The organism is Vagococcus fluvialis (assembly GCF_048815235.1).
Taxonomy (GTDB): Bacteria; Bacillota; Bacilli; order Lactobacillales; family Vagococcaceae; genus Vagococcus.
Window position 1 is genome coordinate 1 of the sequence record NZ_JBMEAO010000001.1, and the last position, 11856, is coordinate 11856.

11 protein-coding genes are annotated in these 11856 nt (G+C 33.0%); 4 read left to right on the forward strand and 7 right to left on the reverse strand.

What is annotated here, in order from left to right; all coding sequences use genetic code 11:
• Positions 1 to 182 precede the first annotated feature (182 nt).
• From ACODH8_RS00005 to ACODH8_RS00025, 5 genes are all read right to left on the reverse strand, one after another.
• Positions 183 to 1190: a S41 family peptidase gene (locus ACODH8_RS00005; RefSeq protein ID WP_332464817.1), complete on the reverse strand. Its 1008-nt coding sequence runs from the start codon at positions 1188 to 1190 to the stop codon at positions 183 to 185.
• Positions 1191 to 1294: 104 nt separating this feature from the next.
• The gene (locus ACODH8_RS00010; RefSeq protein ID WP_332464818.1) at positions 1295 to 1513 is read right to left on the reverse strand and encodes a hypothetical protein; all 219 of its coding nucleotides are present in this window, start codon (positions 1511 to 1513) and stop codon (positions 1295 to 1297) included.
• A 355-nt stretch (positions 1514 to 1868) separates the two neighbouring features.
• Positions 1869 to 2966: a Glu/Leu/Phe/Val dehydrogenase dimerization domain-containing protein gene (locus tag ACODH8_RS00015; protein WP_420517364.1), complete on the reverse strand. Its 1098-nt coding sequence runs from the start codon at positions 2964 to 2966 to the stop codon at positions 1869 to 1871.
• Between the two features lie 153 nt (positions 2967 to 3119).
• Positions 3120 to 4283 carry an MFS transporter gene (locus tag ACODH8_RS00020; protein ID WP_420517365.1) on the reverse strand — a complete coding sequence of 388 codons (1164 nt, stop codon included), beginning with the start codon at positions 4281 to 4283 and terminating at the stop codon, positions 3120 to 3122.
• A gap of 21 nt (positions 4284 to 4304) precedes the next feature.
• Positions 4305 to 5153, reverse strand: a complete 849-nt coding sequence (locus ACODH8_RS00025) for a bifunctional 5,10-methylenetetrahydrofolate dehydrogenase/5,10-methenyltetrahydrofolate cyclohydrolase (RefSeq protein ID WP_420517367.1) — start codon at positions 5151 to 5153, stop codon at positions 4305 to 4307.
• A 213-nt stretch (positions 5154 to 5366) separates the two neighbouring features.
• Here ACODH8_RS00025 and ACODH8_RS00030 point away from each other — a divergent pair, with 213 nt between their 5' ends.
• The 4 genes from ACODH8_RS00030 (at position 5367) to fabI (ending at position 8890) form a co-directional block, all read left to right on the forward strand.
• A complete protein-coding gene (locus tag ACODH8_RS00030; protein ID WP_332464822.1) occupies positions 5367 to 6545 on the forward strand; it encodes an FtsW/RodA/SpoVE family cell cycle protein in 1179 nt (392 codons plus the stop codon).
• Between the two features lie 151 nt (positions 6546 to 6696).
• Positions 6697 to 6999 (forward strand): hypothetical protein, encoded by a 303-nt coding sequence (locus ACODH8_RS00035; protein ID WP_420517368.1) that lies wholly within the window; start codon positions 6697 to 6699, stop codon positions 6997 to 6999.
• 17 nt (positions 7000 to 7016) lie between these two features.
• Positions 7017 to 7973 (forward strand): LacI family DNA-binding transcriptional regulator, encoded by a 957-nt coding sequence (locus ACODH8_RS00040; RefSeq protein WP_420517369.1) that lies wholly within the window; start codon positions 7017 to 7019, stop codon positions 7971 to 7973.
• 158 nt (positions 7974 to 8131) lie between these two features.
• The gene (fabI, locus tag ACODH8_RS00045) at positions 8132 to 8890 is read left to right on the forward strand and encodes an enoyl-ACP reductase FabI (protein WP_332464825.1); all 759 of its coding nucleotides are present in this window, start codon (positions 8132 to 8134) and stop codon (positions 8888 to 8890) included.
• Between the two features lie 46 nt (positions 8891 to 8936).
• Here fabI and nagE read toward each other — a convergent pair whose 3' ends face one another.
• On the reverse strand, positions 8937 to 10868 hold the full coding sequence (gene nagE, locus ACODH8_RS00050) for an N-acetylglucosamine-specific PTS transporter subunit IIBC (RefSeq protein ID WP_420517371.1): 1932 nt from the start codon (positions 10866 to 10868) through the stop codon (positions 8937 to 8939).
• Entirely contained in the window at positions 10868 to 11725 is an 858-nt protein-coding gene (locus ACODH8_RS00055) for a PRD domain-containing protein (RefSeq protein WP_332464827.1), read from the reverse strand. Before ACODH8_RS00055 ends, nagE begins: the two co-directional genes overlap by 1 nt.
• Positions 11726 to 11856 lie beyond the last annotated feature (131 nt).

An 11856-nucleotide genomic window follows, 5' to 3' on the forward strand; every position in this document is an offset into this window, starting at 1 on the left:
TATTCCTCAATATTTTTGAACAGTGAATGTTTGAAGTAACTTTTTAGTCAAAATCAGTTGATAGGGATATTAGTGATACATATTTCAATAAAATGTACCAAAGAATTAAAGCTATGAATTATTCAGGTTAACTTATTTTTTATAAATTTCCTCTTTAACCTAAAACTTTGCAACAGAACTTATTATTCTTCCTTTTGGTTGAACCATAATTCAATTGCTTGAAATAAACTCTGATTGTTTGAAGAGTTTATAATATCTTGACTTTCTGGATTCTGAATTGAAAAGGAAACTACTTTATCAGGAATTATAGGATTGGAATTAAATACTGCATGAGTTTTTTCCGAAGATACCATTTCATAATAACCAATAGTATAGTTTAAGAACCAACTCTCTTTATCATCCTTAGCTATTAATTCATAACTTGTATTTATCGAAGTTAGACCAGCCGAAGACATACCAAAAACTTTAGTATTAGGATTATTTTTTAATGCCAAAACTAATGCTTCTGCTGCACTAGCAGTGCACTCATTAGTTACAATAGCTACTTTGGTTAATTTTTTTTTCGACGGTGGTGGGAAAGTTAATAGTGATTGCTCTCTCATAAGAGTTCCAGGTATTCCTCCAGATAACTTTCCTTCTTTTAAAGTTAAAGGATAACGATTTTGCTTGTTATCAATTTCATTAAAAAGAATACCATCAGGAATCAAAGCTGCTGAACCAATAATCATTGGCTCACGAACTCCTCCAAGATTATTAGATAAGTTTAGAATAATTTTTCTGGAAGCGCTATGAATTAATGTAGCTAACACTTTGGTATAAATTTTGAGATCATTAATATTATTACTATATGTACTTGGAATGTTGATGATTGTAAATTCACCAAGTTCAGAACTAGTAGGAAAGTTAATTTTTTCCATACCAATCAAATTATTAGATAACATTACAGAGTTATGTTTGTTAGATGCACGGAGGAGTACATTTAAATCTTCTACATTTGTTATGTTCTTCCCATTTTGTGTTAATTCTATAACTTTATCCCATTCTTGTTGATTATTAATAATCCCATTTTTTTCTATTAAACCAAACGCTTCAAATCCGCGAGATTCAACTTCTGAAGGAAGTGAAAAGAATGATAATGCAATAAAGATTACAATTATATTGACAATTACTATGCTTATTATTTTTTTCATAATTTCTTTTCCTTTTTAAATGCGTGGACAGTAAAATTAAATAGTCATACCTGTGGTGCTAGTTGATTTTTTTAATTCTAGGAGAGATGTTTTAAAATCAGTATCTAACCTTTTCTACAAAGGTGTGAGCCTCCACCAATGTACCCTACAGAGATGGATCCTGATGGACATTGTCCCTGACTAGGAAAAGTATATCTCTCTCCAAGGGCAAGATCATATTTATTGAACGGAACCCCTACAACAGGGGAAAATGTGGTAGGGGTTCGACCTCCACCATTAATTGTTTTCATTTCTTGTACGTTTAACTCTATTACTTTTTTCATTTTCCTATCTCCTATCTTATATTTTTTTCTACATAATAATTTTAGCAGTATTCAATATGTGTGGTTAAAAGTATCTTGAATACCGTTAAAAAGTATCTTGAGTGATAAATATCTATTTATTTAATAAAAAGTTATTCAACTCTCTGCTTAACATTATCAAATGTTATACCGAGTTGTAGACTTACCAAAGTCTTCAGCAACTGACACTGTGAATCTGAACAGCTATACCTAAAAAACAAGACAAGAAGCCTTATTTCTAAGGCTTCTTTTCTTGTTGAGATAGTGAAATGTAAAAATCACTTCAAAGGTATTTTGTTTTTTTATTAAATAGCATACTACTTTTTATCAGTTTCTACTATCTTTTTGAAATAGATGATTTTTCTGAATTTAAAAACGTACTTCTAACATTTAACATTTGCGCGATTCTATCTTCAGCTAAATGGTTAGCAGCTTCCATAGTTGTAATCCCTTGTTCTTTAGCAATGTTAAAAACTTTACCCATTTGTTCGTAAATATTTTTAACATTTTTAATGGCACGCTCTTCATTATAGCCACCTAACTCATCAGCTACGTTAATAACTCCACCACTGTTCACGATAAAGTCTGGTGCATATAAAATACCGTATTCAGCAAGCATTTTACCATGTTTTTTACCTTCTGCTAACTGGTTATTAGCAGAACCACAAACAGCTTTAACTTTAAGTTTTGGAATTGTCTCATCATTTAAGATAGCTCCTAATGCACATGGTGAGAAGATATCTGCTTCTACTTCATAGATGTCATTAACGCCAACACTTGTAGCACCAAAATCAGCCACTACACGAGCAACTGCTTCTTCATTAATATCAGTAACAACTAACTTACCGCCTTCTTCATGAATTAAGCGGCATAATTCATAAGCAACATTTCCAACGCCTTGAACACTAATCGTTAAATTCTCTAATGAGTCTGAACCAAATACTTCTTTAGCTGTTCTCTTCATTGAATAATAAATACCAAGTGCTGTCTTAGGACTAGGGTTACCAGAAGCGCCTGCACTTACTGTACTTCCTGTCACATAATTAGTTTCTAAGTACATGAAATTCATGTCTTCTTCTGTTGTACCAACGTCCTCAGCAATAATATATCGACCATTTAAGCTCTCAACATAGCGACCCATCGCTCTAAATAAGGCTTCGCTTTTATCTTTTTTTGGATCTCCAATAATAACTGATTTCCCGCCACCAATGTTTAATCCAGCAGCAGCATTTTTATAGGTCATTCCTTTTGATAATCTTAATACATCTTGTAGTGCTTCTTCTTCTGTTTCATAAGGCCACATACGGCAACCACCTAAAGCTGGTCCAAGCGTCGTATCATGAATGGCAATAATTCCTTTTAACCCCGATGCTTTGTCTTGGCAAAACACCACTTGCTCATAATCGTATAATTCCATTTCGTTAAATAGTTCCATGAAAATTCCTCCTTATAGAAACGCTTAATAAAGAAAACGCTTTCTAATTTAATTTTATCACGGGACTATTTTTGAACAAACTATCTTTGTGAATTTCTAACAGTACTCTAATAAAAAAACTGCTGAAAACCAAAGGCTTCAGCAGTTTATAGTTTATATGGATTTATTTTCTTTACTTAAATGATTTAATACCCCAAAAAGGACACCTAATAAAAGTAGGAACATCACTGTAAAGACGTAAAATGGAAAGTATAAATCATCTGTTTGCCCTATGAAAGCAAATAAACTCATTAACATCGGAGCTATTAAAACACCAATGTTACACCCTAAAAAGATAAAAGAAGTTAACAATCTAGTACTGATCCCTTTAGCAATTACCTCAATATGATTAAATAGAAATGGTAAGACCCAAGCTACTGGAATACTCGATATTAACAATCCTATGACAAGTAAAATAAAAGATTTATCTCCGATAGCTACTAATAAATTAGCAATCATATTAATAAACACCGCTAAATAAAGAATACGATGACCAATTTTAGAAGTAATACTCTGGAATAAAAAGCCTGATAAGATACCCAAAACAGGCATTAACCCTAAAAAGAAACTCGTATTGTACGTAGATCCCATAATATCAACCGCTAATCCTGGAAATCTCACTGCAATCGCAATACTATTCATGACCATAATAGAAGCAAATAAGACTGATACTATTGGTAACCATGTTGGCCTAAATTCTTCTTTCTCAGTCATATTGTCTTTTTTAACGTCTGGAACAAATAAATAAAATAAAATAGCAATCGGAATAGCTGTTAAATAAATTAAATAAGAATAACGCCAACCTAATAACAATAAAAAGCCTGAAACAAATGTCAGAAGCATTTGACCGATGCTCTCCATGGAATTTCGCATACCCAATAATTGCATTCGCTGCTTACCTTCAAACAATTCGTTAATGTAGTTAACCGATGAGGAATTATAACAGCCTAAACCAGCACCTAATATTAACCTACTTATCAAAATTAAATAATAGCTATTTGGAAATAAGACTGGTAACGCACCACCTAATGCGACTAAAAGTAAACCAAATAGTACAAGTCGTTTCATTCCCATTTTTTTAATTAAAAGATTAGATAATAACACAAAAATAAAGACCGTTAAACTGGGGATGGTTCCTAGTAGCTCACTTTGAGTTTGAGTCAGTGATAACTGGTCTTTGATTAATGGAAGTGTCCCGTTAATTGCCATCCCACTTGTCAAAATCAAAGAGATTGATAAAACTGCATAAGGCGTCACTTTATTGATTTTAGATTGCATACTTCTCCAACTTTCCTAAATCTAGGAATTTTGTTGTAATTCAAATGCCTTAAAGACATGATCTGCTAAAACGTAAGTCGTTACTGTCCCAACGCCCCCTGGCACTGGTGTAATACTGCCTGCTTTTTTAGAAACAGCATCAAAATCAACATCTCCTACAATCCGACCATCTTCATCTACATTTATACCTACATCAATCACAACAGCATCCTGTTTTACATGATTTTCCTCTATCAGATGCTTAACTCCAGTTGCTACAATCAACACATCTGCTCTTGAAGATTCTTGTTTTAAATCCTTGGTAAATTCATTACAAACTGTTACTGTGCTCCCTGCTTCTACCAAAAGCAATGTTAAAGGACGGCCAATCACCATACCAAAACCAACCATGACAACTGATTTTCCTTTTAAATCAATTTCTTCAAAATTAATAATCTGCATAACAGCTTCTGCTGTACAAGGAATAAACCCTTTCTTACCTTCTTGATAAATCCTAGCCATGTTAGTTGCCCCAATACAATCCACATCCTTTTTAGGATTAATGGTTTCAATGACATGTGCTAAAGATATATGTTTAGGTACGGGCTTTAATAATAATATACCATGAATTTCTTCATCTTGATTGATTTCATTAAATGTTTGATCAAATACATCTTGATTGACTGACTCCTCTAAAACAGTTGAGACACATTCTATTCCCAAAGGAACCAATTTATTCATTACAGAACGCTCATAAGCTTTCTCACTTCCACTCTCTCCAACCCGAATGATTGAAAGCTTCGGAACTTTATTGTATGCTTTATAATCGTTTTTTCTATTTATAACAAGGAAATTCTTAACAACTTCTTTCCCTTTAATAACATTCGCCATTTCAACACCCCTTACTTAACTAAACTTTACCATAGTCAACTTTCTTTTGCATTCCTTAAATTTGATTATTGCGTTTTTTTTAGAAACTGATTAACAAATTATTAAATTTTCTTTTAAATATACCTTTTTAGAAAAGTATCTTAATGAAAGACTCGTCTCTTTCTGATTGTTATGTTAAACTGAAAATTGATTAAAAGGAGTGTTCTTACTTTCATGATAAATAAATTTAAATTAATTGACTTTAAAATTTTAATTCCCTATATAATTCTCAATATCACTGGCATTATTATGATTTTTAGTGCGAGTTCATACAATCTTGATCAAAAAGGTTTAAGTTCTGTTTCCATTGCTTCTAAGCAATTGTTCTTTTTTGTTGTTTCGGTCATTATGATTACTGTTATCTACCGAACCAACTTAAAGATTTACCAAACCTCTTTTTTCAATAAACTACTTATTGGACTTTCAGCGGCTATTCTAATTGCCACTTCCGTTTTAGGCTTAGGTCAAACAATCGGTGGAGCCCAGCGGTGGATTGACATTGGCCCGATTAGTATTCAACCATCTGAATTTATAATGATTACAATTATTTTGTATTCTTCTTATATTTTCTCACTACGGCAAAATCGAATAATTTCTCATTTTAAAGATACGATTTTAGCACCTAGCATTATCGTCGGTATTTTGATTTTACTCGTTTTTATTCAACCAAACGTAGGTGGTGCTGCTATTTTAACCATGATTTTCTTAGTTATTCTGTTCTCAAGCGGTATTCCTTACCTTTATATGGTAGTTGGTGGACTGATAACAGGAGTTTTCGCTTTTATTATGACCCAACTGGTTATGTTTAAAGATGGTTGGTTGTTACCTGGTAAATTCGCCCATGTGTACGACCGCTTTTCAGTTGTTCGTGATCCTTTTTCAGATCAATTAGGTAACGGATTCCAATTAGTTAACTCCTATTATGCTATCTACAACGGTGGCTGGTTAGGTTTAGGCCTTGGTCAAAGTATTCAGAAAAAAGGCTTTTTACCTGTTGCAGAAACTGACTTTATTTTTTCAGTTACTATCGAAGAATTAGGTTTGTTACGAGCCTTCATTATCTTAGGTTTACTGTTATTTTTGATTCTCAGAATTTTTGCCGTTGGAATTCAAGCGACATCTAGTTTTAACTCTCTTGTATCAATTGGTGTCGGTTCTGCTATCCTAATTCAAGTTTTCGTTAACCTTGGAGGGATTTTAGGTTTAATTCCTATGACTGGTGTTCCTTTCCCATTTATGAGTTACGGAGGGTCAAACTTGTTAACACTATCTATCTTGATTGGTTTTGTGTTAAACATTAGTGCTGATGAGAAACGAAAGAAAATATACAGTCTAGCTCTTACAATGAGTTAAAGAGATTTCCTTTTAGGAAGTCTCTTTTTTTAGGTTTTCCAATCAAAATAGACAGAATAAAAAAATAATAAATCTTTTCTCTTGCTATGGTACGCGTTTCATACTTTATGATGCAGTTACATTAAATAAATCATTTGAAGGAGAGATTTAAATGCCAGAAATTTACGGATTAGTAGAAGTGAGTCAAGGATTGTATTTAACTTTTTATTTTGTCACGATTGAATTAGAAGAAAACACACTTATTTTAAAAGACAGAACAAATGGTAAAAAACCACTAAACATGACCATCCCACTAAACGATATCGAAAACTTTAGAACTCTTAATCGCTTTTTAACTGAAGAAATTACCTTTACTTTTGAAGGAGCAGATTACAAATTTGTTGAATACGGCAATAAAACGATTAGTCTTTTTAGTCAACTATTAGAAAGAAAAATGTTAGAATTAGTTAACTAATTAAAGGAGCTTATGTCATGAGTATTAGAAAAATTGCCAAACTATCTGGTACATCAACTACGACAGTATCAAGAGTCATTAATAATCATCCTTATGTGTCAGATGAGTTAAGAGATAAAGTCTTAACAATCATGAAAGAGATTGACTATATTCCCAATAGAAATGCCATTAATTTAAGTAATGGTGAAAGTGATATGATCGGTTTAGTTGTCCCTTACACGCGTAATTCTTGTTATGACCAATTAGTGGAAGGCATCCTAGAAGAAGCAACCAAACAACAGAAAAAAGTTTTAATGCTTCCTACCTACTTCAACAAAGAGTTAGAAAATGAGTACTACACGCTACTGAGAGATAAGACCGTTGATGGGATTATTGTGACTTCTAAAACTCATGACGATCAATTTTTAAAAGATTTAAGCCGTTACGGCCCTATCGTAACAACTGAAAAAACGACAATTGACTCTATCCCTGCTGTCTACCCTGACCGGGAAGAGATGTATCACACTGTTTTCTCTCATATAAAAAAACTTACAGATGTTAAACATATTTTTATGACAGTCAATCGAACTGCTAAATCAAGTCTAAGTACTCGTATAAAGACAAATATGTTTAAAGACTATTTTCCTGATGTTTCAATTTCAAAGGCTTTAATTCCTAATATTTTTAATTACGAAGATGGCTATCGTCTTGGGAAAGAGTTATTTACTGCTGATACTTCCCAAACGGTTATCTATTGTAACGGAGATGAAATTGCAGCTGGTATTTTCCAAGCAGCTAAAGAGTATAATCTAGTAATGAATCAAGATTTCTATTTAATTGGTGAAGATAATCAGTTACTCAGTTTAACTCTAGGTATTGATTCCGTTGATTTCAATTTGAAATATATTGGAGCAAAAGCTGTGACTCACCTCATCACCAATTCTTCAACTAGAGAAAAAGTTGCTTGTGAATTTATCGAACGAAACAACAACTAATTGTATATTTTCTTAAAAACTTTTCTGACAAGAGGCGCTGTTATAAGGTGCTTCTTGTCTTTTCTAAAAAAATATTTTGATAATCAAACTATTTTTCTATTAATTTTCACAAAAAAAATATATAATAGATTTAGTTAAAAATTTAGGAGAGTGATTCAATGAATACATTATTAAAAGGAAAAAAAATCGTCTTAATGGGAGTAGTCAATAAATCAAGTATTGCTTGGGGTTGTGCTTTAGCATTAAAAAAATGTGGTGCTGAAGTCATCTTTACTTACCAAAATGACCGTGTCAAAAAACAATTAGATCGTTTAATCGATGAAACAGATGCAACGGTTGAATGTGACGTAGCAACTGATGATAATATTGAGCAAGCCTTCAATGAAATTAAAGAAAGATTTGGCAACATCGATGGCGTAATCCACTCTATCGCTTTTGCACCAAAAGAAGCACTTGAAGGAGAACTAACTGATGCTTCTCGTGATAGCTTCAAAATCGCTCATGAAATCAGCTCATTCTCTTTAGTGGCTGTAGCTCGTGAAGCTCGTAAAATTTTAAACCCAGGAAGTAGTATTACAACATTAACTTATATTGGTTCAAGTCGTGCTGTCAGCAATTATAATATTATGGGATTAGCTAAAGCTTCATTAGAAGCTTCAGTTCGTTATTTAGCACTAGACTTAGCTGAGCAAGATATTCGTGTCAATGCTGTTTCTTCTGGAGCTATTAAAACTCTTGCTTCATCAGGCATTAAAGGTTTCCGCGAGTTATTAGATGATGCTGCAACACGTACACCAGCTGGTAAACAAGTAACTATTGAAGAAGTTGGTAACACAGTTGCCTTCTTAATGAGTGATTTGTCTACTGGTATCACTGGTGACTTAATCTATGTTGACAAAGGAACACACATTTCATAAAAAAGCAAAAGAAGGACGACTCTCAAAAGTCATCCTTCTTTTTTGATTATTTTGTTTTAACTTGTCCAATTAAATCATTTGCTTTCACATTTGATTGTAAGTTTAAAGATAATTCTTCTACTTTATCTTGGTTCGTAAAGACAACAATAACATCATTTTGTTTGTTAGCTTCTTCTAAAGCTTTTAAGTCTACATGACAAAGTTTTGTTCCTTTACTTACTTTATCTCCTTCTTTAACAAATACATCAAAAGGAGCTCCTTTTAAGTTAACTGTATCAATTCCAACATGAACTAATACTTCTAATCCATGAACGGTTTTAATTCCGTAAGCATGTTTTGTTGGGAAGACACTTGTGATAACGCCATCAACTGGTGAGTAGATATCACCATTCTCAGGTAAGATAGCAAATCCGTCTCCCATCATTTTAGCTGAAAACACATCGTCTGATACTTCGGTTATTGGAATAATTTTCCCTGTAGCCACAGCATAAATAGTGTTTTCTTTACTATCACTTACTGTTAAACCACCTGCTTGATGAATTTTACTTAATTCGTCGGCTACAAATTGAACTTCAGTCCCTACGATAATTTGAATGTTTTTACCATCAATAACTTTCACACCAGGAACACCTGTTGCTTTAATCTTATCCGTATCAATACGACTTGTATCATTAACTGACAGACGTAAGCGTGTTGTACAGTTATCAACTGTTTGAAGGTTCGCTACCCCACCTAAGTTGTCGTATAATTTAGCAGCTAATGCAGCAAATTTATCCGAACCACCTGTTGTTTCACTACCTACTTCTTCTAAACTAATTTCTTCACGGCCTGGAGTCATTAAGTTAAATTTCTTAATAACAAACATAAATGTTACATAGTAAACAACTGCCATAACTAAACCAAATAATAATAACATATATGGTTTATTAGCGATTGGCACTCTTAAACTTAAAATAAAATCAATAAATCCTGCACTAAAGTTAAATCCTGCTGTCCATTGGAAAGTTGCTGCTACAAACATTGAAATTCCTGTTAAAGCGGCATGAACAACGTATAATGGCCAAGCCACAAACATAAATGAAAATTCTAAAGGTTCAGTTACACCTGTAAAGAATGAAGCGAAAGCTGCTGCCATCATTAATGAAGCTGTTGCTTTTTTATTTTCAGGACGTGCACATTGGTAAATCGCCAATGCTCCTGCTGGTAAACCAAACATCATAACTGGGAAGAATCCAGCTTGATACATACCAGTTACACCTTTAACACCTTCACTTGCCCAGAATTTACCAATATCATCAATTCCTGCAATATTAAACCAAAATACATTGTTTAAAGCATGGTGTAAACCAGTTGGAATCAATAAACGGTTAAAGAATCCATATAGACCTGCACCAACTGCTCCTAAACCTGAAATAGCTTCACCAAATGATACTAAAGCATTATAAACTGGAGGCCAAACAAAAATTAAACCTGCAGATACTACTAACATGACTGCTGCTGTTACAATCGGTACTGAACGTTTACCACTAAAGAATGATAACGCCATTGGCAATTTAACATTGTTAAAACGGTTATAGATTTCAGCTGCAATTAGCCCTGCTAAAATTCCGATGAAAACATTTTTATTATTAATCGCTGAGAAAGCCACATTGACTTGCTCAACATCAACTTTTGTAAACATTGCTACAGTAGCTGGTGCTAATAATTGCATTGGTACTAAAAAGGCAATTAATCCTGCTAAAGCTGATGAACCATCTTTGTCTTTAGACATCCCTAATGCTAATCCAACAGCAAATAAAATACCTAAATTATCTAAAATAGTTGCTCCAGCTTTAATTAAAAATGCTGCTAAAATGTTATTTCCACCCCAGCCACTTGGATCAATCCAGTAACCAATTCCCATAAACAAAGCCGCTACTGGTAATGTTGCTACTGGCAACATCAATGAACGTCCCATTCTTTGCATATATGCTTTCATTATTTTTCTCCCTTTTCCATATGCTCAGAAGCTAATCTTAATCGTTCAATGTGAATCGCCAAATAACCTAACTCTTCACCTGTAATCGATAATTGATAAGTCTTCATTAGCAAAACTCTAATTTTTTTCGCGATGTTATAACTTTCAGGATACTTGCCTTTAACCATATCAAGAATCTCCTCATCTAAAACAGCATATTGATTGCTTTCAAAACGATGAAGTAACAAACGTAAATGGTTTGCTAATCTTGAGTAGTTAAGTAACATCTCTTTCGAATGAATATTTACCCCTAATTCATTTTCAATCAATTGAATAATAGCTGAAACAATTGTGACTTCGCGAATACTTTTATTATTATTCGAGTGACCACTTCTCGAACTGTGAATATGAATAGCAATATAACCTGCTTCGTCGTATGTATAAGGAATGCCTAATGAATTATTGAGGTACTCAACTGCCCATTGAGCGATCGCAAATTCTTCGTTATACAAGACTTCAATTTCTCTTAATAATTTATTTCTAATTAAAATACCATTTGAAATGTTTTCTGCTGAAAAAGATAAATGGTCTGATAAAGCAATCAATAAATGATCATTTAACTTCTCCATTAAAACTGTTTCTGCATAATCAATAATTTCTTCGGCGGCAAAAAAGAATTTTTCATCGATTTGACTTAGTAACGTCTGTAATTTTTGTTGCCCTTCAGCTTCCATGACAAACAAACGTTCAACTTCTCTGTGAAAAATTAAATCATTTTTCTTTTTATTAAAACCCACACCTTTTCCAACTGCTACTTTTTCTTGTTCTTCGTCAAGAACAAGAACTGCATTTTGGTTCAACACTTTTATAATTTTCATAGCTACTCCTCTTCTTAAGAAGGGTTTCATGCTTTAAAACAACAAAAAAGCATGGAACAATCTTAATAGGATACACTTATCCCATCAAAATTCTTCCATGCCTAGTATTATCTAGTCACATGAAACGATTA

Coding starts and splice junctions, on each gene's coding strand:
- nagE (WP_420517371.1), bottom strand. CDS start 10,868: ATGAAAGCATATATGCAAAGAATGGGACGTTCATTGATGTTGCCAGTA.
- ACODH8_RS00005 (WP_332464817.1), bottom strand. CDS start 1,190: ATGAAAAAAATAATAAGCATAGTAATTGTCAATATAATTGTAATCTTT.
- ACODH8_RS00025 (WP_420517367.1), bottom strand. CDS start 5,153: ATGGCGAATGTTATTAAAGGGAAAGAAGTTGTTAAGAATTTCCTTGTT.
- ACODH8_RS00030 (WP_332464822.1), top strand. CDS start 5,367: ATGATAAATAAATTTAAATTAATTGACTTTAAAATTTTAATTCCCTAT.
- ACODH8_RS00055 (WP_332464827.1), bottom strand. CDS start 11,725: ATGAAAATTATAAAAGTGTTGAACCAAAATGCAGTTCTTGTTCTTGAC.
- ACODH8_RS00010 (WP_332464818.1), bottom strand. CDS start 1,513: ATGAAAAAAGTAATAGAGTTAAACGTACAAGAAATGAAAACAATTAAT.
- ACODH8_RS00015 (WP_420517364.1), bottom strand. CDS start 2,966: ATGGAACTATTTAACGAAATGGAATTATACGATTATGAGCAAGTGGTG.
- ACODH8_RS00020 (WP_420517365.1), bottom strand. CDS start 4,283: ATGCAATCTAAAATCAATAAAGTGACGCCTTATGCAGTTTTATCAATC.
- fabI (WP_332464825.1), top strand. CDS start 8,132: ATGAATACATTATTAAAAGGAAAAAAAATCGTCTTAATGGGAGTAGTC.
- ACODH8_RS00035 (WP_420517368.1), top strand. CDS start 6,697: ATGCCAGAAATTTACGGATTAGTAGAAGTGAGTCAAGGATTGTATTTA.
- ACODH8_RS00040 (WP_420517369.1), top strand. CDS start 7,017: ATGAGTATTAGAAAAATTGCCAAACTATCTGGTACATCAACTACGACA.